A 21,935-nucleotide genomic window follows, 5' to 3' on the forward strand; every position below is an offset into this window, starting at 1 on the left:
TTACACCATGCACTGCTTGTGATCGATGTGGTACTGGAACTCGTCGCGGAAGTGCTTGACGAAGCTCGCCACCGGCATGGCCGCGGCGTCGCCCAGGGCGCAGATGGTGCGACCCATGATCTTGCTGGCCACGTCGTCGAGCAGGTCCAGATCCTCGGGCCGTCCGCGTCCGGTCTCGATGCGGTGGATCACCCGGCACATCCAGCCGGTGCCCTCGCGGCAGGGCGTGCACTGGCCGCAGGATTCCTCGTAATAGAAGTACGAGATGCGATCGAGGATCTTCACCATGCAGTTGGAATCGTCGATGACGATGACCGCGCCAGAGCCGAGCATGGAGCCGGCCTGCTGGATGGCGTCGTAATCCATGGTCAGATCCATCATCACCTCGCCCGGCAGTACCGGTGCCGAGGAGCCGCCCGGAATCACTGCCTTGAGCTTGTGTCCCTCACGCACCCCGCCGGCCATCTCCAGCAGTTCGGCGAAGGGCGTACCCATGGGCACCTCGTAGTTGCCGGGCCGATTGACGTTGCCCGAGACCGAGAACAGCTTGGAGCCGCCGGAATTCTCCACCCCCAGCTCGCGGAACCAGTCCGGCCCCTGGCGGATGATGTCGGGAATCGAGGCCAGGGTCTCGGTGTTGTTGATCACCGTGGGCCGACCGTAGAGGCCGAACATGGCCGGGAACGGCGGCTTGAAACGCGGCTGCCCCTTCTTGCCCTCGATGGACTCGAGCAGCGCGGTCTCCTCGCCGCAGATGTAGGCGCCGGCGCCCAGGTGGCTGTGGATGTCGTAGCTGAAGCCCGAACCGAGGATGTTCTCGCCGAGGAAGCCGGCCTCGCGCGCCTCGGCGAGCGCCGCCTCGAAACGCTCGTAGGGCTCCCAGAACTCGCCACGGATGTAGTTGTAGCCGGCGGTCGCACCGATGGCGTAGCCGGCGATGATCATGCCCTCGATCAGCGCATGCGGGTTGTAGCGCAGGATGTCGCGGTCCTTGAAGGTGCCGGGCTCCCCCTCGTCGGAGTTGCACACGATGTACTTGTCGCCCGGCGCGGCGCGGTTGATGAAGCTCCACTTGAGCCCGGTGGGAAAACCCGCACCACCACGCCCGCGCAGGCCCGAACGCTTGACCATCTCGATGATGTCGTCCTGCGACATCTTCTCGGAGAGGATCTTCTTCAGCGCCTCGTAACCGCCCTCGCTGACGTAGGTCTCGAGACGCCAGGGCCGGTCCTTGTGCAGGGTACGGAAGCAGACTTCGTTGGCCATGACTCACTCCAGCCCGTCGAGGATTTGATCCACCAGCTCGGGGGTCAGATTCTCGTAATAGGTATTGCCGATCTGCATCATGGGCGCGCCACCGCAGGCACCGAGGCACTCGACCTCCTTGAGGCTGAAGCGGCCGTCCTCGGTCACTTCCCCGAAACCGATACCCAGGCGCGAGCGCAGGTGCTCATAGATGCTGTCCGAGCCGTTGATCATGCACGAGATGTTGGTGCACAGGCAGATCTTGTGCCGACCGACCGGCTTGTGCTCGTACATGGAATAGAAGGTGGCCACCTCGTAGACCGCGATCGGCGGCATGTCGAGGTAGTCGGCCACCTGGTCCATCAGCTCGGTGGTCAGGTGCCCACCATTGGCGTCCTGCACGATGCGCAGCGCGGCCATGCAGGCCGACTGCTTCCACCCCTCGGGATACTTGGCGACCCACTGGTCGATTTCGGCGCGGATCTCGGGCGTGAACAGCGCCTCCTTGTCCTCGCAGCGCCGGGTACGTTGCATGGGTTCTGCGCGCATGCTCATCGGTCGATCTCCCCGAATACGATATCCATGGTGCCGATGATGGCCACCACATCCGCCAGCATGTGCCCGCGCGCCATCTCGTCCATGGCCGCAAGGTGGGCGAAGCCCGGAGCACGGACCTTGAGCCGGTAGGGCTTGTTGGCGCCGTCCGAGATGATGTAGCAGCCGAACTCGCCCTTGGGCGCCTCCACGGCAGCGTACACCTCGCCCTCCGGCGGGCAATAGCCTTCGCTGAACAGCTTGAAGTGATGGATCAGCGCCTCCATGCTCTGCTTCATCTCCTCGCGATTCGGCGAGGCCACCTTGTGGTCGTCGATCATCACCGGGCCAGGGTTCTCGCGCAGCCAGGCCACGCACTGCTTGATGATACGTGCCGACTGACGCATCTCCTCGACACGCACCAGGTAGCGGTCGTAGCAGTCGCCGTTGGTGCCCACGGGGATGTCGAAATCGACCCGGTCGTAGACAGCATAGGGCTGCTTCTTGCGCAGGTCCCAGGCGATTCCCGAGCCGCGCAGCATGGCACCGGTGAAGCCGAGCTGGCGTGCCCGCTCGGGCGAGACCACGCCAATGCCCACGGTGCGCTGCTTCCAGATGCGGTTGTCGGTGAGCAGGGTCTCGTATTCGTCCACCAGGCCGGGAAAGCGATCAGCGAAGTCGTCGATGAAGTCGAGCAGCGAACCCTCGCGCGCGCGGTTGCGGATCTTTGCATCCTTCTCGCTGCAGAAGCGGCCCGGCTCGAAGCGCGGCATCTGCTCGGGCAGGTCGCGATAGACGCCGCCCGGACGATAGTAGGTGGCGTGCATGCGCGCCCCGGAAACTGCCTCGTAGCAGTCCATCAGATCCTCGCGCTCCCGGAAGCAGTACAGAAACAGGGTCATGGCGCCGATATCCAGCGCGTGGGTACCCAACCACATCAGATGGTTGAGGATGCGCGTGATCTCGTCGAACAGGGTGCGGATGTACTGCGCACGGATCGGCGCCTCGATGCCCAGCAGCTTCTCGATGGCGAGCACGTAACCGTGCTCGTTGCACATCATCGAGACGTAGTCGAGGCGGTCCATGTAACCGATCGACTGCTTGTACGGCTTGCTCTCGGCCAGCTTCTCGGTGCCACGGTGCAGCAGACCGACGTGCGGATCGGCACGCTCGATGACCTCGCCGTCCATTTCCAGCACCAGGCGCAGCACCCCGTGCGCCGCCGGGTGCTGGGGACCGAAGTTCAGGGTGTAGTTGCGAATCTCAGCCATGGTTCATTCCGCCTCTTCGCCCGCCTCGGGCTTGTGACCATCCTCGTAGCGGAAGTCTTGCCGGATGACACGCGGCACCAGGGTGCGCGGCTCGATCGACACCGGCTCGTAGATCACGCGCCGCTGCTCGGGGTCGTAGCGCATCTCCACCTCGCCGATCAGCGGGAAGTCCTTGCGGAAGGGATGCCCGATGAAACCGTAGTCGGTGAGAATGCGCCGCAGGTCGGGGTGCCCCGCGAAGAGGATGCCGAACAGGTCGAAGGCCTCGCGCTCGAACCAGTTGGCCGAGGCCCAGATGCCGGTGACCGAATCGACCACGGGCTGGTCGGCATCGAGGAACACCTTCACCCGCATGCGCACATTGTGGGTCAGCGACAGCAGGTGATAGACCACTGCAAAACGGTTTGCCGGGTCGGCCTCGGGGCGAACGGGCGTGACCCCCCGCTCGAAACCGGTATTGGACGCATCCCCGACATCCCACTCGGACTGGCCGTAGGTTGAATAGTCCACGCCACAGACGTCGATACACTGCTCCATGGCAATGGGCGCGCGGGTACGCAGGATGCGCATCACCTCAAGGAGGTCCTCGCGCGGCACCGTGAGCGTCAACTCGCCGTACTCGGTACGCCACGAACAGCCCTCGAAGTCCTCGAGCAGCTCTTCGAGCGCATCTTGCAGTTCTTCCAGTCGTTCTTCGGGACTCATGGGGTCACGATCTCTCTCGTTGCCTGCGCGCTCAGCGGGCGATGGTGTTGGTGCGGCGGATCTTGTTCTGCAACTGGATGATGCCGTAGAGCAGCGCCTCGGCAGTGGGCGGACAGCCGGGCACGTAGATGTCCACCGGCACGATACGGTCGCAACCGCGCACCACCGAGTACGAATAGTGGTAATAACCGCCGCCGTTGGCACAGGAACCCATGGAAATCACCCAGCGCGGCTCGGCCATCTGATCGTAGACCTTGCGCAGCGCAGGCGCCATCTTGTTGACCAGGGTACCGGCAACGATCATCACGTCGGACTGACGCGGGCTCGGACGGAAGATGATACCGAAGCGGTCCAGGTCGTAGCGCGAAGCAGCAGCGTGCATCATCTCCACCGCGCAACAGGCCAGACCGAAGGTCATGGGCCACATGGAGCCGGTGCGCGCCCAGTTGATGAGCTTGTCGGCCGTGGTGGTGACGAAACCCTTCTCCAGGATGCCTTCTACTCCCATTCCAGCGCCCCCTTCTTCCATTCGTAGATGAAGCCAACGACCAGCACGCCGAGGAACAGCATCATGACCCAGAAACCGGTCCAGCCGATCTGGTCGAGCACCACCGCCCACGGGAAGAAGAAGGCGATCTCCAGATCGAAGATGATGAACAGGATAGCCACAAGATAGTAGCGCACATCGAACTTCATGCGCGAGTCCTCGAAGGCTTCGAAGCCGCACTCGTAGGGCGAAAGCTTCTCGCTGTCGGGATGACACGGGGAGAGGACAAAACCGATGCCAATGGCAGCGACGCCCACAAACAGGCCCACCGCCAGGAAGATCAGGACAGGCAGATAGTTTTCCAACATGCGGGCTGGCCTCCCCTCAATTTCAGTTTATCGCTATGTCATCAGACACAGATTCACCGCCGAGAATATCGGGCATACCCTCCCCTGTCAAATCCCGACCACAATCCAAGTCATTGATTATCATGGGATTTTGCCAGACATAAAAAAACGGTATCACTTCCATGGAAGTGATACCGTCGATATGGTGCCGAAGGCCGGACTCGAACCGGCACGGCTTTCGCCACTACCCCCTCAAGATAGCGTGTCTACCAATTCCACCACTTCGGCAAATACGGTTATTACTGCTGCGCCGGCACTACGGGCAGATCGTCCTTCGCGGCCGCCGGAGGCGCCGTCGCCTCGGGTACGGCCGGCAGTTCCCTATCCAGCGCTGCCGGCGGGGCCGCCTCGGGCACTGCGGGCAGATCAGCCGGAACCGACTGCTCGACGGCCGGCGCCGCAAGCTGTTTCTCGATCAGCGACTCCTGCTCACCCTTCTGCATGGCAAACCACGCCAGCGCCAGGCTGGTGAGGAAAAACAGCGCGGCCAGGACGGCCGTGGTGCGGCTGAGAAAATTGCCGGCACCCGCAGAACCGAACACGGTCGCCGAGGCGCCGGAGCCGAAGGCCGCGCCCATGTCCGCCCCCTTGCCATGCTGGATCAGCACCAGGCCGACCAGGCCAATGGCCAGCAGCAGATGAATGACGACGAGTACGGTTTCCATGATCTTGTCTCTCGTATTGCGCGCCTGACTCAGGCGTTGGCCGCAGTGGCAATGGCCAGAAAATCCGCCGCTTTCAGCGAGGCACCACCGATCAGACCACCGTCGATGTCGGACTGCGCCAGCAATTGCGCGGCATTGCCGGGGTTCATGCTGCCACCATAGAGGATGCGCAGCCCCTCGGCCACCGTGGCGCTCGCCGCGGCGATGCGGCCACGGATGAAGGCATGCACCTCCTGCGCCTGTTCCGGCGAGGCAGTCTTGCCGGTACCGATGGCCCAGACCGGTTCGTAGGCGATCACGCCCTCACCCAGCATCTCCACGCCGCAATGGGCAATCACGGCGTCGATCTGGCGACCCACCACCTCTTCGGTGATGCCCGACTCACGTTCTTCCAGCGTCTCGCCGATGCACAGGATGGGCACCAGCCCGGCCTTGCGCGCGGCGACGAACTTCTCGGCGACCACCTGATCGGTCTCGCCATGGTAGGTGCGACGCTCGGAATGCCCGATGATGACATACTTGCAGCCGAACTCGGCGAGCATGCTGCCGGCGGTCTCCCCGGTGTAGGCGCCGGACTCGTGCACCGAGATGTCCTGCCCGCCCCAGGCAACGGCGCTGCCATCGAGCTGCTGCTGCACGTCACACAGGAAGATGTGCGGCGAACACACTGCCACCTCGGCGGTCTTCACCTCACCCATGCCGGCCTTCACGCCGTCGAGCAGCTCGCGGATGCTCGCACGCGAGCCGTTCATCTTCCAGTTTCCGGCAACCAGTGGCTGTCGCATGCCCCTACCTCTGTTTCAAGCCCGTTCGAATCAGGCGGCGTACTTTACCGGCAAGCCTCGAATGAATCAATGACCGCCACCACAGATCCCCCGCACCTCGTCGGCGATGCTGTCGGCCATCTCGTGCACCAGTTCGGGGTCGCCCCCCTCGACCATCACGCGTATCAGCGGTTCGGTGCCGGAAGGCCGCAGCAGCACACGGCCCTCGCCGTTCATGCGCCGCTCCGCCTCGACCACGGCCGCATTCACCGGCGAGGCCCCCAGGATGGCCTCGGCCGGGTGCTCGCCCAGGCCCACGTTCACCAGCACCTGCGGAAACTTCTCCACGCCTTCGCACAGTTCGGCCAGCGAGCGGCCGGTCTCGTGCATCTCGGCGAGCACCTGCAGCGCCGAGACGATGCCGTCACCAGTGGTGGTGCGATCGAGGCAGATGATATGCCCCGACGGCTCGCCACCGAGCAGCCAGCCCTCGTCCACCAGGCGTTCCATGATGTAACGGTCGCCGACCTTGACCCGGCACAGGCCGATGCCCTGCTCGCGCAGCGCCAGCTCCAGCCCCAGGTTGGTCATCAGGGTGCCCACTACCTCGCCGACCATCTCGCCGCTGCGGCGGCGCGAGCGGGCGAGCACATAGAGGATGTCGTCGCCATCACGGATACGCCCCTGGTGATCGAGCATGATCAGGCGGTCGCCATCACCGTCGAGCGCAATCCCCAGGTCGGCACCGTGCTCGAGCACGGCGGCCTGCACAGCCTCGGGAGCAGTGGCGCCACAGCCGTCGTTGATGTTGAGCCCGTCGGGCTGTACGCCGATGGCGATCACCTCGGCGCCGATCTCCTCGAACACGTCGGGGGCGATGTGATAGGTCGCGCCATGCGCGCAGTCCACCACGATCTTCAGCCCCTGGAAGTCCATGCGCGAGGGGATGGTGGCCTTGCAGAACTCGATGTAGCGGCCGCGTGCGTCCTCCAGACGCACCACCTTGCCCAGGCGCTCGGAACTGACCGAGTCCATGGGCTGGTCGATCATGGCCTCGATCTCGACCTCCACCGCGTCAGGCAGCTTCTGGCCGGATGACGAGAAGAACTTGATACCGTTGTCGTGGTGCGGGTTGTGCGAGGCGCTGATGACGATACCGGCGTCGGCATGCAGGGTGCGGGTGAGATAGGCGATGCCGGGCGTGGGCATGGGGCCGAGCATGCGGGTATGCACCCCGGCGGCGGCCAGGCCGGCCTCCAGCGCCGACTCGAACAGGTAACCCGAGATCCGGGTGTCCTTGCCGATCAGCACCTTGCCGCCCTCGCCACCACCGAGCACCTTGCCGGCGGCCCACCCCAGCTTGAGCACGAACTCGGGGGTGATGGGCCACTCCCCCACCCGTCCACGGATGCCATCGGTCCCGAAATAGCGTCTGCCCATGGTCTTCTCAGTCTCCCTTGCTGCCTTCTCCACTCTCGCGCCTTTCGCGCACCGCCGTCCAGACGCGCAGCACGTCGCGCGTCTCGGCCACGTCATGCACGCGCAGGATACGCGCCCCGCCCTCCAGCGCCAGCAGCGCCATCGCCAGGCTGCCGGCCAGTCGGTCGTCCACCTCGCGCCCGGTGAGCGCACCAATCATGGACTTGCGCGAAATGCCGGCCAGTACCGGGTAGCCAGAGGCGCACAACACCGGCAGCTGCTGCAACAGCTCCAGGTTGTGTTCGAGCGTCTTGCCGAAACCGAAGCCCGGATCGAGCACGATGGCCTGGCGCGAGACCCCCGCCGCCTCGCAGATCCGGGCGCGTTCGAGCAGGAAATCGCGCACCTCGGCCACCACGTCATCGTAGTGGGGGGAACGTTGCATGGTGCGCGGTTCGCCCTGCATGTGCATCAGGCAGACCGGCACGCCAGCCTCGGCAGCCACCGTCACGGCACCCTCGGCGCGCAGGGCGTTGACGTCATTGATCATGCCGGCACCGGCGGCCACCGCCTCGCGCATGACCGTGGGCTTGCTGGTGTCGATCGAGACCAGCCTGTCGAAGCGCGCGCTCAGCGCCTCGATCACCGGGATCACCCGGTCGAGTTCCTCGGCCTCGCTCACCGGCTGCGCGCCCGGGCGCGTCGATTCCCCCCCCACGTCGAGAATGTCGGCGCCATTGATCACCATCCTCTCGGCGTGATACAGCGCGGCATCCAGGCGATCGTAGCGGCCGCCGTCCGAAAAGGAATCGGGGGTGACGTTGAGGATCCCCATGATGCGGGGAACGGAAAGATCGAGCTGGGGCATGGCGTGCCGCGTCCTGCAATGCTTGAGGCCGGGTTACCCCGGCCTCGTCGTCTCAGTGCTGTCCCGCGGGATCGCCCAGCGGGCCGTCCTTCTTGGGCGGCACCTCGTCACTGGTCGCGGCGGCCCCACCGCTGGGAGAGCCGGAGTCGGGGGTATCACCCCAGCCTGCCGGCGGCCGCGGGTCGCGGCCTTCCATGATGTCGCGAATCTGCTCGCTGTCGATGGTCTCGTACTTCATCAATGCATCGGCCATGGCGTGCAGCTTGTCCAAGTGCTCGCGCAGGATGGATTCAGCACGCTCGTAGTTGCGGTCGATGATGGCGCGGATCTCCTCGTCGATCACGTGCGCGGTCTCGTCGGACAGCGCCTTGTGCTGAGTGACCGAGCGTCCCAGGAACACCTCGCCCTCGTCCTCGCCGTAGGCCAGCGGCCCCAGGCGCTCGGACAGCCCCCACTTGGTGACCATGTTGCGCGCGATATCCGTAGCGCGCTGGATGTCGTTGGAGGCACCGGTGGTGACATGTTCCATGCCGAAGATCAGCTCCTCGGCAATGCGCCCGCCGAACAGACTGGAGATCTGGCTCTCCAGGCGCTCCTTGCTGTGGCTGTATCGGTCCTCCTCGGGCAGGAACATGGTCACGCCCAGGGCACGGCCACGCGGGATGATGCTCACCTTGTACACCGGGTCGTGCGCGGGCACCTTGAGCCCGACGATGGCGTGCCCGGCCTCGTGGTAGGCGGTGAGTTTCTTCTCCTCTTCCTTCATGACCATGGACTTGCGCTCGGCGCCCATCATGATCTTGTCCTTGGCCTTTTCCATGTCTTCCATGTCCACCCGGCGCTTGTTGGCGCGCGCCGCGAACAGCGCTGCCTCGTTCACCAGGTTGGCCAGATCGGCGCCCGAGAAGCCCGGAGTACCCCGCGCAATGACATTGGGATCGACATCGTCACCCAGGGGGACCTTGCGCATGTGCACCTTGAGGATCTGCTCGCGGCCCAGGATGTCGGGCAGGCCGACCACCACCTGGCGGTCGAAGCGGCCCGGGCGAAGCAGCGCCGGGTCGAGCACGTCGGGGCGGTTGGTGGCGGCAATCACGATCACCCCCTCGTTGCCCTCGAAACCGTCCATCTCCACCAGCAGCTGGTTCAGCGTCTGCTCACGCTCGTCGTGACCGCCTCCCAGGCCCGCACCGCGGTGCCGGCCGACTGCATCGATCTCGTCGATGAAGATGATGCAGGGCGCGTGCTTCTTGGCCTGCTCGAACATGTCACGCACCCGCGAGGCGCCGACGCCGACGAACATCTCGACGAAATCCGAGCCCGAAATGGTGAAGAACGGCACCTTGGACTCGCCGGCGATGGCGCGCGCCAGCAGGGTCTTCCCGGTGCCGGGCGGGCCGACCATGAGCACACCCTTGGGGATCTTGCCGCCGAGTTTCTGAAACTTGGCCGGCTCACGCAGGAAGTCCACCAGTTCCTTGACCTCTTCCTTGGCCTCTTCGCAACCGGCGACATCGGCGAAGGTGACCTTGACCTGGTCTTCGGTGAGCATGCGCGCCTTGCTCTTGCCGAAGGACATGGCGCCACGCCCCGCGCCGCCGCCCTGCATCTGGCGCATGAAGAAGATCCACAGGCCGATGAGGATGAACAGCGGGAACCAGTTGATCAGGATCTGCCACAGGATGGAGGGCTCCTCGGCCTTCTTCACCCGGAAATCGACGTTGTTGGCCAACAGGTCGGACACCAGCCAGATATCGTGCGGCGCGGTGGTGGTAAAGCGTGCTCCCGAAGTGGTCTTGCCGGTGATGATGGTGGAACGGCCATTCTCCATCAGCGTCACCGAGGCAATGTTGTGATTCTTCATTTCCTCGACGAAACGCGAATACGACAACTCCGGCACAGTCGACCGGGGCACGTTGAAGCTGTTGAAGACGGTCATCAACACTACCGCGATGACCACCCACAGCACGATGTTCTTTGTCATGTCGTTCAAGGTCCGGAACCTCTCGTTCCCAGGAATAAAACTTCAGCCTCTTGCGGCGGGGCGACCATTGGCACGGCGGCCCGGCGAAAAGACGTGTGGATGTATGTAAGCTACTACGAATGATAGTTCCCGGCTACCAGATAGACCTCGCGGCTTTTCGGGCGCGAGGCCTTCGGTTTGCGCGAGACCACCCGCCGGAAACTGGCCTTCACGTCCCGGTAGTAGTCGTCGAAGCCCTCACCCTGGAACACCTTGGTCACGAAGGCCCCCCCCTCGCGCAGCGCCTGGCGGCAGAAATCCAGTGCCAGTTCACACAGGTACATCGACCGCGGCTGGTCCACCGCAGCGATGCCGCTGATGTTGGGCGCCATGTCCGAGAGCACCACATCGACCGGACGGCCGTCCAGCAGGGTCTCCAGGCGCGCCAGCGTCGCTTCCTCGAGAAAATCCCCTTGCAGCAGCTCGACACCGGGCAACGGATCGATCTCGAGCAGGTCCAGGCCGATCACCCGCCCCTTGCCGCCGACCACGGACCGCGCCACCTGCAACCAGCCACCGGGAGCCGCGCCCAGGTCCACGACCACCTGGCCGGGCTTGAGAAAACGGTCCTTTTCCTGCAACTCCAACAGCTTGTAGGCCGCACGCGAACGATAGCCGTCCTTCTGGGACCGCTTCACGTACTCGTCGTTGACGTGCCGCTGCATCCAGCGGTGACTGCTTTTCGAACGACCCATTTCAGGCCACCATACCTGCAAAACCCGTGTGCGCGGCGTCCTGGCCGCAAAATCCCAGCCCGCCGCCATGCGCTCCGAGGACGGGCTCTCGCGACGACACCACGCCGCAACACCGACTCCCCACCGGTGGGAGCGGCGTCCCCGCCGCGAACCCCAGCCAGTCACGCCACTGGACCCGAGGGCGGACCTCCTACATTCTCTTGAAAGGCGCTATAGTACGCGCCTTTTCACCGTCCCGGAGCCCCGATGACCCTGTCCGACAAGCAGATCCGCCACTTGCGCAGCCTGGCGCACCACCTCAAGCCAGTGGTGCGTGTCGGCCAGCACGGCGTCCATGACACGGTGCTGGAGGAACTGGCTCAGGCCCTCGACGCCCACGAATTGATCAAGGTGAAGATCGTGGCCGACAAGGCCGGGCGCCGCGAGATCATCGACCGCCTCGTCGCCGCCTCCGGCGCCACCCTGGTTCAGCATATCGGCCAGATGGCGGTATTCTTCAGGCGCAACAACAAGAAGCCGAAGATCGCCCTGCCCTCGAAGTGATTTTTCACCACCAGGGACACGAAGAAAGCGGCAAATGACAGCCGCCCACAGGTTGGACCCGTTTCCCGGGCCGCAACTTGTCGGCCAGCCGGCATGAGAATTCCTTGCGCTCTTCGTGCCCTTCGCGGTGAATCCGTCTATTCGTAACGGACCTCGAGGATCTCGAACTCGTGGGTCCCGCCCGGTGCCTGCAGGGTGACCTCGTCGCCTTCTTCCTTGCCGATCAGGGCGCGGGCGATGGGCGAACTCACCGAGATCTTGTTTTCCTTGATGTCGGCCTCGTCCTCGCCGACGATCTGGTAGGTCTTTTCCTCGTCGGTATTGAGATCCAGCAGCACCACGGTGGCACCAAACACCACCTTGCCACCGGCATCCAGTGAGGCCACGTCGATGATCTGCGCGTGCGACAGCTTGGCCTCGATCTCCTTGATACGACCCTCGATGAAGCCCTGCTGCTCGCGCGCAGCATGGTATTCGGCGTTTTCCTTGAGGTCGCCGTGCTCGCGCGCCTCGGCGATGGCCTGGATGATGGCGGGCCGCTTGACGGTCTTGAGTTCCTGCAGTTCGGCGCGCAGTTTCTCCGCGCCGGCCAGCGTCATGGGAGTCTTCTGCATCTTGCCACCTCAGCTCTGTAGTTCACGCAGACTGCGCACGATCAGTTCATCGGGCTGGCGCAGGGCCAGCACCACCGCCTCGGCGCCGGCGATGGTGGTGGTATAGCTCACCTTGTGCTGCAGGGCCGCGGCACGGATGGACCGCGAATCGATGATAGCCTGCTTGCCCTCGGTGGTGTTGATGATCAGGTCGAACTCGTCGTTCTTGATCATGTCCACGATGTGCGGCCGCCCCTCGGCCACCTTGTTGACCAGGACACACGGCGTGCCCGCGTCCTGGATGGCCTTGCCGGTACCGCGCGTGGCATACAGCTCGAAACCCAGTTCGGCCAGGTCGGCAGCCACGCGCACCGCGCGTGCGCGGTCGGCCTCGCGCACCGAGATGAGCACCTTGCCGGAGCGCGGCAGGCGCATGCTGCCACCCTCGAGCGACTTGGCGAAGGCCTCGCCGAAGGTGGCCCCCACGCCCATCACCTCACCGGTGGATTTCATCTCGGGGCCAAGAATGGTGTCCACCCCGGGAAACTTGATGAAGGGGAAGACCGCTTCCTTTACATAGTAATGGTGCGGCACGATCTCCTCGGTCTGCCCCTGCTCGGCCAGAGAGATACCGGCCATGCAGCGCGCCGCGATCTTGGCCAGCGGCCGGCCAGTGGCCTTGGACACGAAGGGCACGGTACGCGAGGCGCGCGGGTTGACCTCGAGCAGGTAGATGTCATCGCCCTGGATGGCGAACTGGGTGTTCATCAGGCCGACCACCTTGAGCCCGTGCGCCAGGGCGCGGATCTGTTCGCGCATGCGGTCCTGCACAGCCTGGCTCAGGGTGTAGGGCGGCAGCGAGCAGGCCGAGTCGCCAGAGTGCACTCCCGCCTGCTCGATGTGTTCCATGATGCCGCCAATGAGCACGTCGGTGCCGTCGCAGATGGCGTCGATGTCCACCTCGATGGCATCGTCGAGGAAGCGATCGAGCAGCACCGGCGAGTCGTTGGACACGCGTACCGCCTCGCGCATGTAGCGCTTGAGATCCTCGACGTCGTGCACGATCTCCATGGCGCGGCCACCGAGCACGTAGGACGGCCGCACCACCAGCGGGAAGCCGATCTCCTCGGCCAGGGCGATGGCCTGCTCGGGGTCGGTGGCGGTGCGGTTGGGCGGCTGCTTCAGACCCAGTTCCTCGACCAGATGCTGGAAGCGCTCGCGGTCCTCGGCCAGGTCGATGGAATTGGGCGAGGTGCCGATAATCGGTGCACCGGCGGCAGCCAGGTCCTCGGCCAGCTTGAGCGGTGTCTGGCCACCGTACTGCACGATGATGCCGGTGGGCTTCTCCTTTTCGATGATCTCGAGCACGTCCTCGAGGGTGAGCGGCTCGAAATACAGCCGGTCGGAGGTGTCGTAGTCGGTGGACACCGTCTCCGGGTTGCAGTTGACCATGATGGTCTCGTAACCATCCTCGCGCATCGCGAAGGCAGCATGCACGCAGCAGTAGTCGAACTCGATCCCCTGGCCGATGCGATTGGGCCCACCACCGAGCACCATGATCTTCCGCCGATCCGAGGGATCCGCCTCGCACTCCTCCTCGTAGGTGGAATACATATAGGCCGTACTGGAAGCGAACTCGGCGGCGCAGGTGTCCACCCGCTTGTATACCGGGCGCACGCCCAGCGCCTGCCGGCGCTGCCGGATCTCGGCCTCGGCCACGCCCAGCAGGTCGGCCAGGCGGCGATCGGAGAAGCCCTTGCGCTTGAGCGTGCGCAGACGCTCGGCGTCGAGCACCTCGAGCCCCTGGTGCCGCACCCTGGCCTCCTCGGAGACCAGGTCCTCGATCTGCACCAGGAACCAGCGGTCGATGCGCGTGATCTCGAACACCTCGTCGAGGGTCATGCCGGCGCGGAAGGCGTCGGCCACGTACCACAGACGCTCGGCACTGGGCTGACCGATCTCGTTGCGGACCAGCTCCAGCGCGCCATCGGCGGACAGGTCGACGACAGGATCCAGGCCATGCCTGTCGGTTTCCAGTCCGCGCAGCGCCTTCTGCAGCGATTCCTGGAAGGTGCGGCCGATGGCCATCACCTCGCCGACCGACTTCATCTGCGTGGTCAGGCGCGGATCGGCCTCGGGAAACTTCTCGAAGGCGAAGCGCGGCACCTTGGTGACCACGTAGTCGATGGCCGGCTCGAACGAGGCCGGGGTAACGCCGCCGGTGATCTCGTTGCGCAGCTCGTCGAGGGTGTAGCCCACCGCCAGTTTGGCCGCCACCTTGGCGATGGGGAAGCCAGTGGCCTTGGAGGCCAGCGCCGAGGAGCGCGACACCCGCGGGTTCATCTCGATGATGATCATGCGCCCGTTCTCGGGGTTGATGGCGAACTGCACGTTGGAGCCGCCGGTGTCCACCCCGATCTCGCGCAGCACCGCCAGCGAGGCGTCGCGCATGATCTGGTATTCCTTGTCGGTGAGCGTCTGCGCCGGCGCCACGGTGATGGAGTCGCCGGTATGCACGCCCATCGGATCGAGGTTCTCGATGGAGCAGACAATGATGCAGTTGTCCTTGCGGTCGCGCACCACCTCCATCTCGAACTCCTTCCAGCCCGCGATGGACTCTTCGATCAGCAGCTCGCGGGTGGGCGAGAGGTCCAGGCCGCGGGTGCAGATCTCCTCGAACTCCTCGCGGTTGTAGGCGATGCCACCACCCGAGCCGCCCATGGTGAAGGACGGGCGGATGATGGTGGGAAAGCCGATCTGCGCCTGCACCTGGAAGGCCTCTTCGAGCGAGTGGGCGATCGCCGAACGCGGCATGTCGAGGCCGATCTTCTGCATCGCCTTGCGGAACAGGTCGCGGTCCTCGGCTTTGTCGATGGCCTCGCGCGAGGCGCCGATCATCTCCACGCCGAACTGCTCGAGCACCCCCTCGCGCTCCAGGTCGAGCGCGCAGTTGAGCGCAGTCTGCCCGCCCATGGTCGGCAGCAGGGCGTCGGGCCGCTCCTTCTCGATGATGCGCGCCACGGTGCGCCAGTTGATCGGCTCGATGTAGACCGCGTCGGCCATCTCCGGGTCGGTCATGATGGTGGCCGGGTTGGAGTTGACCAGAATGACCCGGTAGCCCTCCTCGGCCAGCGCCTTGCAGGCCTGGGCACCGGAATAGTCGAACTCGCAGGCCTGACCAATGACGATGGGGCCGGCGCCGATGATGAGGATGCTTTCGATGTCTGTGCGTTTCGGCATTGTCTAGATCACTGTATTAACCACAAAGGGCACGAAGAGCACGAAGGTTTCGAGCGAGATCTCCGGAACAGGCGCGTAGAACGGCGGATGCTGCGACGCCCGGGGCTCCATCGTTGCCGTCCTGTTCCATTCGTGATCTTCGTGTGCTTAGTGTTCTTCGTGGTGAAATTTCACTTCCCCGCATCCATGAGCTCGATGAAGTGGTCGAACACCGGCGCCACGTCGTGCGGGCCGGGGCTGGCCTCAGGGTGTCCCTGGAAGCCGAAGGCCGGCACGTCGGTGCGGTGGATGCCCTGCAGGGAACCATCGAACAGCGACTTGTGGGTGGCCTTCAGGTTGTCCGGCAGGCTCTCCTCGTCCACCGCGAAACCGTGGTTCTGGCTGGAGATCATCACCCGACCGGTGTCGAGATCCTGCACCGGGTGGTTGGCGCCGTGGTGGCCGAATTTCATCTTTACCGTGCGTGCCCCGCTGGCCAGCGCCAGCAGCTGGTGCCCCAGGCAGATGCCGAAGGTGGGCACCCCGGCATCCAGCACCTCGCGGATCGCCTCGATGGCGTAGGTACAGGGCTCGGGGTCACCCGGACCATTGGACAGGAAGACCCCGTCGGGCTGCATGGCCAGCACCTCCGATGCCGGCGTCTGCGCCGGCACCACGGTCACCCGACAGCCCCGATCGACCAGCATGCGCAGAATGTTGCGCTTGATGCCGTAGTCCCAGGCCACCACGTGCCGCGGCAGCTTCTCTTCGACCGGGTGGGGCGCCTCGGGCAGGCCGCCCTCGAGCGTCCAGGTCCCCTGTGCCCACTCATAAGGCGTGCCGGTGGTGACCTCCTTCGCCAGATCCATGCCCTTGAGCCCCGGGAAAGCCCGTGCCGCGGCCAGGGCCTCGTCTTCGGACGGCGCCTCGCCCGCGATGATGCAGCCGGCCTGGGCGCCCTTCTCGCGCAGGATGCGGGTCAGGCGGCGGGTGTCGATATCGGCAATGGCAACGATGCCCTGCTCCGCCAGGTAGTCATCCAGCCGCTGCTCGGCGCGGAAGTTGCTCATCAGCAGCGGCAGGTCGCGGATCACCAGTCCGGCGACATGGATACGCGAGGACTCCTCGTCCTCGTGATTGACCCCTACGTTGCCGATGTGCGGATAGGTCAGGGTCACGATCTGCCGCGAATAGGAGGGGTCGGTGAGAATCTCCTGGTAACCCGTCATCGCGGTGTTGAACACCACCTCGCCTACCGTCTGGCCGTCGGCGCCGATGGACTGGCCGCGGAACACACTGCCGTCTTCGAGAACAAGGATTGCCGGTCTGGTCATTATGCGCGCACACCAAAAACCGGAAGGCGCTGCGAGGCAGGTCTTCCGGCAAAAAACAGGATCTGTTGGACGATGGGCACGAGGCCCCGCATTGGGGAGGCAATCTTACGGGAAAACCCGGCATCGCGCCACGCCGAAAATGCAGGCAGCCACCGCTCCCCGCGGCACGGGCAGCAACAGGAATGGCCCAACCGGTCAGGCGGACTGGAAGAACCGGGATTCAGGTCCGGGCCAATGCCTGCCGCGTCCAGTCCACGATGCCTCTCGCATCCAGCGCTCCTGACATACGATCGATCTCACGGCCTCCCGCGAACAGGATCATGGTCGGGATGGAACGGATACCGAACTGCGCCGCCACCGCCTGTTCCTCCTCGGTATTCACCTTCAACAGACGCACCTGCGGCTCCAGGCGCGCTGCCGCCTGCTCGAAGGCCGGGCCCATCATGCGGCAGGGGCCGCACCAGGGCGCCCAGAAATCCACCAGCAAGGGAATGTCGCTGCGCGTCAGTTGCCTTTCGAACATCTGACCATCCACCGGCCAGGCCTTGGCCTGGAACAGCGGCTGCTTGCACTTGCCGCACTTGGGATTTTGCCCCAGCCGTTCGGCTGGCACACGGTTGACCCCGCCGCAGTTGGGGCAGACGATATGCATGGCGTCGGACATCAATGGAATCTCCTGAACTACTGTTGAAGGCCACATGGGGACGGCATGCCGTGCGTTCAAGCTTGAAGATCCCCAGGCCGCCCCCATCTGCCCGCCAGACCGTAATCTCCACGACCATCCAGGAACAGACGAGCATGAGCGATTCGCCCTACATCCAAGAAGTCACTGCTGAAAATTTCGAACAGGTCGTCATCCACGGTTCGATGGAGCGCCCCGTGCTGGTGGACTTCTGGGCCAGCTGGTGCCAGCCCTGCCAGATGCTGATGCCGGTGCTGGCCAAACTGGCCGAGGAATACCAGGGCCGCTTCATCCTGGCCAAGGTCAACACCGAGGAACAGCAGGCCGTGGCGGCACAGTTCGGTATCCGCTCCATCCCCGACGTACGCCTGTTTCACGGTGGCCGAGAGGTGGACGGCTTCACCGGCGCCCTGCCCGAGTCGGCCATTCGCGAGTTTCTGGACAAGCACATCCCGCGCGAATCCGACAGCACCGTGGAACAGGCCATGCAGGCTCTGGCCGCGGGGGACACTGCCAGCGCCATCACGGCCCTCGAGGCGGCGGCCGCGGCCGATCCCGACAACCCGCGCATCCCGGTGGCGCTGGCCCAGACGCACATGACAGCCGGCGACTGGGAAGCGGCAAAGGCCGCGCTCGACCGCCTGCCCGCCAGCGAGCAGGACCAGCCTGAGGTTACCCGGCTGCTCGGCCAGCTGCACTTTGCCAGCGAGGCACCACCGGTGCAGGATCTGCCGGAGCTGGAGACACGCCTTGCGGCCGACGAGAACGACAGCGAGGCCCGCTACCGCCTGGCCATGGGCCTGGTACTGCAACAGCGGTTCGAGCAGGCCATCGAGCACCTGCTCACCCTGATGCGCAAGGACCGCCAGTATGGCGACGACGCCGCGCGCAAGGCTCTGCTCAGGCTGTTCGACATGCTGGGGGACGACCCGCTGGCGCAGGACGGCCGGCGCCGCCTGTTCAATCTGATGCACTGAGCCCCGGCGCATCGTCCAGGCCGACCGGCACGATGGTCTCCACCTCGGCGTGATCGCCCTCGACCCGCCAGCGCACATCGAAGCCCTCGATGCGCATCCCGTAACGCCGCCGGTCCCGCCCTTTGCGGTAGGCCGGACGCGGATCCAGCGCCAGGGTCTGGGCAATCAGTTCGCGCAGGGCAGGCCGTTCGCGCAACACCACTTCGGCCATCTCGCCGAAGTGCACGGCCAACACCGGCGAGGGCGGCTGCGCTGCGAAGCCACTGGCCGCGCCCGGGTGCGCGTCTGCATAGGGCAGATAGGGCTTGATGTCGTAAACCGGCGTGTCATGCAGCAAGTCCACCCCCGAGACGCGCAGGCGCAATCGCCCATCCGCGTGCTCGATCCCCTCGAGGCCCAGGAGTGACAGCCCCAGGTTGTTGGGCCGGAAAGGTGAACGGCTGGCGAACACGCCCACCTCGCGATTACCGCCCAGCCGTGGTGGCCGAACCCGCAGGCGATAGCGTCCCTCGCAGGCATGAAAACCGAAAATCACCCAGATCCGCTCGAACCCCTCCAGGCCCTCGAAGGCCTCGGGGCGCGCAAATTCGGGCGCCATCTCCAGCCAGCCACACGCTGCCTCGACCAGGCCGGCCTGGCGCGGGATGCCGAACTTTTCGCGATAGGGCGAGATCACCCGTGCGATCGCTTGCAGATGAAGGCAGTGGTCGCTCATGATCGTGGACTCATATCGAGGCTGTGGCACAATGGTACGCTACCCGAAACGCCCCCCAGCGAGGCAAGGCCTTGGGTCAGGATGAACATGCCCTCGTCGCACAACGCGACCTGTTCCGCCTATCGGCACTGGTGCTCAGCGTCACCAGCGCTGCGGTGGCCCTGCTGTCGATAGCCGGCAGCCCGACCTGGCTGCTGACCCTGCTCTCCGGTGCCACCGCCTCGCTGGCCGTGGTGCGCGGCATCCCGCCCCTGCTCCCTGTCGATCCGCCCCAACCTTGTCGGTTCCCGACACACCGACGAGACCGACCTGCTGGCCTGCTGCCGCATCCATGAACGCACTCACGACATGGTGTTGCTGATCGACCCGAACACCCATCTGGTACTCGATTGCAACCGCCAGGCCAGCCACCTGCTGCGGCTGCCGAGGGAACAACTGCTGCGGCACAACATCCTCGAACTGGCTGAACAGACGGATCCGCTGCAGGACCTGTTGCGCCTGACCCAGGAGCTGGCCGGGGTACATCATCGCAACATCCGACTGCGCTCGCGGAACAGCGGGATCCTGTATTTCGAAATGAGCGCAGAACGGCTCCACATACAGGGCCGGCCACTGATCCTGCTGCTGGGGCAGGACCAGACCCGTCATGCCGAGGCCGAGAACCGTGTCCTGCACCTGGCCTACCACGACACCCTCACCGACCTGCCCAACCGCACCCTGCTCACCGACCGAGTGAACCACGCCCTGCAACGCAGCCAGCGCAGTGGGCAGCACGGCGCCCTGCTGTTTCTCGACCTCGACAACTTCAAGCGCATCAACGATTCGCTCGGGCACTCCATCGGCGACCTGCTTTTACAGGAGCTGGCCGCCCGCCTGCGCCGTACCCTGCGCGAGGAAGACACCATCTCCCGCCTGGGGGGTGACGAGTTCGTGGTTCTGCTCGAACACCTGGGGCGCGACCCGGAAGAAGCCGACCGCCAGGTACGCGAGATCGCGCGCAAGATCCGTACCGCGCTGGCACCGGCCTATCACCTCAACGGCCACGAGCTGCACATGACCGCCAGCATCGGCTATGTCGCCTTCCCGCGCGACGGCCAGACCATGGAGACCCTGTTGCGACATGCCGACCTGGCCATGTACCAGGCCAAGAAAGCCGGACGCGACACGGTCACCTGCTTCCACCCGAGCATGGACGAGATCGCCACCCAGCGTATGCGCGTGGAAAACGAGATCCGCCAGGCCCTGCAGGACGACCACCTGGAACTCTATTTCCAGCCCGTGCTGCGCATCCAGGACGGCCACATCCTGGGCGCCGAGGCCCTGCTGCGCTGGCGCCACCCCCGCGACGGCCTGATCCTGCCCGACCGCTTCCTGCCACAAATTGAAGACGGCGCCCTGATGCTCACCCTGGCCGACTGGGTACTGGAACGAACCTGCCAGGAACTGGCCACGATCATGGACACGCCCGGGATGCGCCCGCCGGACTACATTGCCGTCAACATCAGCCACCAGCAGTTTCACCAGCCCGATTTCGTCTCGCGCGCCCGCAATATCATCGAGGCGACCGGCGCCGACCCTCACCACCTGCTGTTCGAGATCACCGAAACGGTCATCATGACCAATGCCCACGAGGCGCGGGCGCGCATGCTGGCACTCAAGGAACTGGGCCTGCGCTTTGCCATCGACGACTTCGGCACCGGGTACTCCTCGCTGTCCTACCTCAAGCAACTGCCGGCCGATACGCTGAAGATCGACCGCAGCTTCGTCAGGGAGGTGACCCGCGACCCGGATGATGCCGCCATCGTGCGCACCGTACTGGGTATCGCCGACCACATGGGCATGCAGGTGATCGCCGAGGGCGTGGAGCACCGAGAGCAGTTGCATTTCCTGCGCGAACACGGCTGCACCTGCTACCAGGGCTTTCTCGGTCGTCCACCGCTCGACCGGCAGGCGTTCCGCGAGGAACTGCGACTGGGCGCACAACTTCGCCTGGTCGAATGACCCCATACTCGACTTGCGGGTCTGTCAGGCTAACGGGGACGCCCGCCTTGGTGCAGCCAGGTACGATTGTTACCCTAGGGAACCTCTGAAAAAGTACATTCATCCCCTCCCCCACGTGCAGGGGAGACCGAGAGGGGCGAAACAGGTCTTTTCCCCTCTCCTGACCTCCCCCGCAAGCGGGAGGGGGACTTGATCGGAGGCTCCCCGTGACACAACAGACAACCTACTCAATCACCCTGCGGAGTTCATCCATGTTGCGTAATTGGCTGCTGCTTTCGGTATTGCTCTCCTTCGTCTCGAATGCGCCTGCCGGCTGGGACCCGGCCGAACGCCGGGAACTGATGCAGGAAGCCTCGATCACCATCCAGCAATTCAAGCGCAAGGACCCATCCCTCAAGCGCTTCTTCAACAATGCACTGGGCTGGGCAGTCTATCCCACGGTCGGCAAGGCCGGCTTCTGGCTGGGCGGCGCCTATGGCAAGGGCGTGGTCTATCGGCGTGGCCAGGTCATCGGCTTCAGCGAACTGCGCCAGGTCAGCATCGGCTTCCAGTTCGGCGACCAGGCCTACAGCGAGATCATTTTCTTCCGCGACCAGGCGGCACTGGATCGCTTCAAGCGCGAAAAACTCGAATTCGACGCTCAGGCCTCGGCCGCGGTAGCCGACAAGGGGGCAGCGCTCAATGCCGACTACCATGGCGGTGTCGCGGTGTTCACCCTGCCCAAGGGCGGCCTGATGGCCGAGGCCTCGGTCGGCGGCCAGCAGTTCACCTTCGACCCGCGCTGAGAC

22 protein-coding genes and 1 tRNA gene are annotated in these 21,935 nt (G+C 64.8%); 5 read left to right on the forward strand and 18 right to left on the reverse strand.

Going from position 1 to position 21,935, the window contains the following annotated elements; translation table 11 throughout:
- From nuoF to rlmE, 13 genes are all read right to left on the reverse strand, one after another.
- Positions 1-1,266 (reverse strand): NADH-quinone oxidoreductase subunit NuoF, encoded by a 1,266-nt coding sequence (gene nuoF, locus EBS_RS07800; protein ID WP_043108109.1) that lies wholly within the window; start codon positions 1,264-1,266, stop codon positions 1-3.
- 3 nt (positions 1,267-1,269) lie between these two features.
- On the reverse strand, positions 1,270-1,779 hold the full coding sequence (gene nuoE / locus EBS_RS07805; RefSeq protein WP_043109486.1) for an NADH-quinone oxidoreductase subunit NuoE: 510 nt from the start codon (positions 1,777-1,779) through the stop codon (positions 1,270-1,272).
- 17 nt (positions 1,780-1,796) lie between these two features.
- Complete coding sequence (locus EBS_RS07810; protein ID WP_043108111.1) at positions 1,797-3,050, reverse strand: NADH-quinone oxidoreductase subunit D; 1,254 nt, start codon at positions 3,048-3,050, stop codon at positions 1,797-1,799.
- 3 nt (positions 3,051-3,053) lie between these two features.
- On the reverse strand, positions 3,054-3,755 hold the full coding sequence (locus EBS_RS07815; RefSeq protein WP_043108113.1) for an NADH-quinone oxidoreductase subunit C: 702 nt from the start codon (positions 3,753-3,755) through the stop codon (positions 3,054-3,056).
- A 31-nt stretch (positions 3,756-3,786) separates the two neighbouring features.
- A complete protein-coding gene (locus tag EBS_RS07820) occupies positions 3,787-4,263 on the reverse strand; it encodes a NuoB/complex I 20 kDa subunit family protein (RefSeq protein ID WP_043108115.1) in 477 nt (158 codons plus the stop codon).
- A complete protein-coding gene (locus EBS_RS07825; protein WP_043108116.1) occupies positions 4,254-4,610 on the reverse strand; it encodes an NADH-quinone oxidoreductase subunit A in 357 nt (118 codons plus the stop codon). The genes EBS_RS07820 and EBS_RS07825 overlap by 10 nt, the downstream gene beginning before the upstream one ends.
- Before the next feature lie 182 nt (positions 4,611-4,792).
- Positions 4,793-4,877 (reverse strand) — tRNA-Leu (locus tag EBS_RS07830).
- An 11-nt stretch (positions 4,878-4,888) separates the two neighbouring features.
- Positions 4,889-5,317, reverse strand: a complete 429-nt coding sequence (gene secG / locus EBS_RS07835; RefSeq protein WP_052199411.1) for a preprotein translocase subunit SecG — start codon at positions 5,315-5,317, stop codon at positions 4,889-4,891.
- A 26-nt stretch (positions 5,318-5,343) separates the two neighbouring features.
- Entirely contained in the window at positions 5,344-6,099 is a 756-nt protein-coding gene (gene tpiA / locus EBS_RS07840; RefSeq protein WP_043108117.1) for a triose-phosphate isomerase, read from the reverse strand.
- Positions 6,100-6,165: 66 nt separating this feature from the next.
- Positions 6,166-7,518, reverse strand: coding sequence for a phosphoglucosamine mutase (glmM, locus tag EBS_RS07845; protein ID WP_043108118.1), 1,353 nt, complete (start codon positions 7,516-7,518; stop codon positions 6,166-6,168).
- Positions 7,519-7,525: 7 nt separating this feature from the next.
- Positions 7,526-8,365, reverse strand: coding sequence for a dihydropteroate synthase (gene folP, locus EBS_RS07850; RefSeq protein WP_052199412.1), 840 nt, complete (start codon positions 8,363-8,365; stop codon positions 7,526-7,528).
- 52 nt (positions 8,366-8,417) lie between these two features.
- Positions 8,418-10,349, reverse strand: a complete 1,932-nt coding sequence (ftsH, locus tag EBS_RS07855; RefSeq protein ID WP_171816215.1) for an ATP-dependent zinc metalloprotease FtsH — start codon at positions 10,347-10,349, stop codon at positions 8,418-8,420.
- Positions 10,350-10,462: 113 nt separating this feature from the next.
- Positions 10,463-11,083, reverse strand: coding sequence for a 23S rRNA (uridine(2552)-2'-O)-methyltransferase RlmE (rlmE, locus tag EBS_RS07860; protein WP_043108120.1), 621 nt, complete (start codon positions 11,081-11,083; stop codon positions 10,463-10,465).
- 246 nt (positions 11,084-11,329) lie between these two features.
- On the opposite strand from rlmE, the gene yhbY reads away from it, so the two are divergent.
- Complete coding sequence (gene yhbY, locus EBS_RS07865) at positions 11,330-11,626, forward strand: ribosome assembly RNA-binding protein YhbY (RefSeq protein WP_043108121.1); 297 nt, start codon at positions 11,330-11,332, stop codon at positions 11,624-11,626.
- A 137-nt stretch (positions 11,627-11,763) separates the two neighbouring features.
- Here yhbY and greA read toward each other — a convergent pair whose 3' ends face one another.
- From greA to trxC, 4 genes are all read right to left on the reverse strand, one after another.
- On the reverse strand, positions 11,764-12,240 hold the full coding sequence (gene greA, locus EBS_RS07870) for a transcription elongation factor GreA (RefSeq protein WP_043108122.1): 477 nt from the start codon (positions 12,238-12,240) through the stop codon (positions 11,764-11,766).
- Positions 12,241-12,249: 9 nt separating this feature from the next.
- Positions 12,250-15,459, reverse strand: a complete 3,210-nt coding sequence (carB, locus tag EBS_RS07875) for a carbamoyl-phosphate synthase large subunit (RefSeq protein WP_043108124.1) — start codon at positions 15,457-15,459, stop codon at positions 12,250-12,252.
- Positions 15,460-15,629: 170 nt separating this feature from the next.
- Positions 15,630-16,772: a glutamine-hydrolyzing carbamoyl-phosphate synthase small subunit gene (gene carA, locus EBS_RS07880; RefSeq protein WP_043108126.1), complete on the reverse strand. Its 1,143-nt coding sequence runs from the start codon at positions 16,770-16,772 to the stop codon at positions 15,630-15,632.
- A 220-nt stretch (positions 16,773-16,992) separates the two neighbouring features.
- Positions 16,993-17,436 carry a thioredoxin TrxC gene (gene trxC / locus EBS_RS07885; RefSeq protein WP_043108127.1) on the reverse strand — a complete coding sequence of 148 codons (444 nt, stop codon included), beginning with the start codon at positions 17,434-17,436 and terminating at the stop codon, positions 16,993-16,995.
- Positions 17,437-17,570: 134 nt separating this feature from the next.
- Here trxC and trxA point away from each other — a divergent pair, with 134 nt between their 5' ends.
- The gene (trxA, locus tag EBS_RS07890) at positions 17,571-18,431 is read left to right on the forward strand and encodes a thioredoxin (protein WP_043108128.1); all 861 of its coding nucleotides are present in this window, start codon (positions 17,571-17,573) and stop codon (positions 18,429-18,431) included.
- Here the strand turns inward: trxA and tsaA are convergent.
- The gene (gene tsaA / locus EBS_RS07895; RefSeq protein ID WP_043108129.1) at positions 18,415-19,146 is read right to left on the reverse strand and encodes a tRNA (N6-threonylcarbamoyladenosine(37)-N6)-methyltransferase TrmO; all 732 of its coding nucleotides are present in this window, start codon (positions 19,144-19,146) and stop codon (positions 18,415-18,417) included. The genes trxA and tsaA overlap by 17 nt on opposite strands.
- Positions 19,147-19,217: 71 nt before the next feature.
- Here tsaA and EBS_RS07900 point away from each other — a divergent pair, with 71 nt between their 5' ends.
- The 3 genes from EBS_RS07900 to EBS_RS07910 all read left to right on the forward strand — a co-directional run bounded on the left by EBS_RS07900 (position 19,218) and on the right by EBS_RS07910 (position 21,932).
- Positions 19,218-19,481 (forward strand): hypothetical protein, encoded by a 264-nt coding sequence (locus EBS_RS07900; protein WP_148307707.1) that lies wholly within the window; start codon positions 19,218-19,220, stop codon positions 19,479-19,481.
- Between the two features lie 13 nt (positions 19,482-19,494).
- Complete coding sequence (locus EBS_RS07905; protein WP_052199413.1) at positions 19,495-21,147, forward strand: putative bifunctional diguanylate cyclase/phosphodiesterase; 1,653 nt, start codon at positions 19,495-19,497, stop codon at positions 21,145-21,147.
- Positions 21,148-21,398: 251 nt separating this feature from the next.
- Entirely contained in the window at positions 21,399-21,932 is a 534-nt protein-coding gene (locus EBS_RS07910) for a lipid-binding SYLF domain-containing protein (RefSeq protein WP_043108131.1), read from the forward strand.
- The last annotated feature ends 3 nt before the right edge of the window (positions 21,933-21,935 follow it).

Origin of the sequence: endosymbiont of unidentified scaly snail isolate Monju (assembly GCF_000801295.1) — a bacterium.
Taxonomy (GTDB): Bacteria; Pseudomonadota; Gammaproteobacteria; order Chromatiales; family Chromatiaceae; genus MONJU.

Excerpts from the sequence above, each read along its gene's own strand:
- nuoF (WP_043108109.1), bottom strand. The coding sequence starts at position 1,266 with ATGGCCAACGAAGTCTGCTTCCGTACCCTGCACAAGGACCGGCCCTGG.
- nuoE (WP_043109486.1), bottom strand. The coding sequence starts at position 1,779 with ATGCAACGTACCCGGCGCTGCGAGGACAAGGAGGCGCTGTTCACGCCC.
- EBS_RS07810 (WP_043108111.1), bottom strand. The coding sequence starts at position 3,050 with ATGGCTGAGATTCGCAACTACACCCTGAACTTCGGTCCCCAGCACCCG.
- EBS_RS07815 (WP_043108113.1), bottom strand. The coding sequence starts at position 3,755 with ATGAGTCCCGAAGAACGACTGGAAGAACTGCAAGATGCGCTCGAAGAG.
- EBS_RS07820 (WP_043108115.1), bottom strand. The coding sequence starts at position 4,263 with ATGGGAGTAGAAGGCATCCTGGAGAAGGGTTTCGTCACCACCACGGCC.
- EBS_RS07825 (WP_043108116.1), bottom strand. The coding sequence starts at position 4,610 with ATGTTGGAAAACTATCTGCCTGTCCTGATCTTCCTGGCGGTGGGCCTG.
- tpiA (WP_043108117.1), bottom strand. The coding sequence starts at position 6,099 with ATGCGACAGCCACTGGTTGCCGGAAACTGGAAGATGAACGGCTCGCGT.
- glmM (WP_043108118.1), bottom strand. The coding sequence starts at position 7,518 with ATGGGCAGACGCTATTTCGGGACCGATGGCATCCGTGGACGGGTGGGG.
- folP (WP_052199412.1), bottom strand. The coding sequence starts at position 8,365 with ATGCCCCAGCTCGATCTTTCCGTTCCCCGCATCATGGGGATCCTCAAC.
- ftsH (WP_171816215.1), bottom strand. The coding sequence starts at position 10,349 with ATGACAAAGAACATCGTGCTGTGGGTGGTCATCGCGGTAGTGTTGATG.
- rlmE (WP_043108120.1), bottom strand. The coding sequence starts at position 11,083 with ATGGGTCGTTCGAAAAGCAGTCACCGCTGGATGCAGCGGCACGTCAAC.
- yhbY (WP_043108121.1), top strand. The coding sequence starts at position 11,330 with ATGACCCTGTCCGACAAGCAGATCCGCCACTTGCGCAGCCTGGCGCAC.
- greA (WP_043108122.1), bottom strand. The coding sequence starts at position 12,240 with ATGCAGAAGACTCCCATGACGCTGGCCGGCGCGGAGAAACTGCGCGCC.
- carB (WP_043108124.1), bottom strand. The coding sequence starts at position 15,459 with ATGCCGAAACGCACAGACATCGAAAGCATCCTCATCATCGGCGCCGGC.
- carA (WP_043108126.1), bottom strand. The coding sequence starts at position 16,772 with ATGACCAGACCGGCAATCCTTGTTCTCGAAGACGGCAGTGTGTTCCGC.
- trxC (WP_043108127.1), bottom strand. The coding sequence starts at position 17,436 with ATGTCCGACGCCATGCATATCGTCTGCCCCAACTGCGGCGGGGTCAAC.
- trxA (WP_043108128.1), top strand. The coding sequence starts at position 17,571 with ATGAGCGATTCGCCCTACATCCAAGAAGTCACTGCTGAAAATTTCGAA.
- tsaA (WP_043108129.1), bottom strand. The coding sequence starts at position 19,146 with ATGAGCGACCACTGCCTTCATCTGCAAGCGATCGCACGGGTGATCTCG.
- EBS_RS07905 (WP_052199413.1), top strand. The coding sequence starts at position 19,495 with ATGGTGTTGCTGATCGACCCGAACACCCATCTGGTACTCGATTGCAAC.
- EBS_RS07910 (WP_043108131.1), top strand. The coding sequence starts at position 21,399 with ATGTTGCGTAATTGGCTGCTGCTTTCGGTATTGCTCTCCTTCGTCTCG.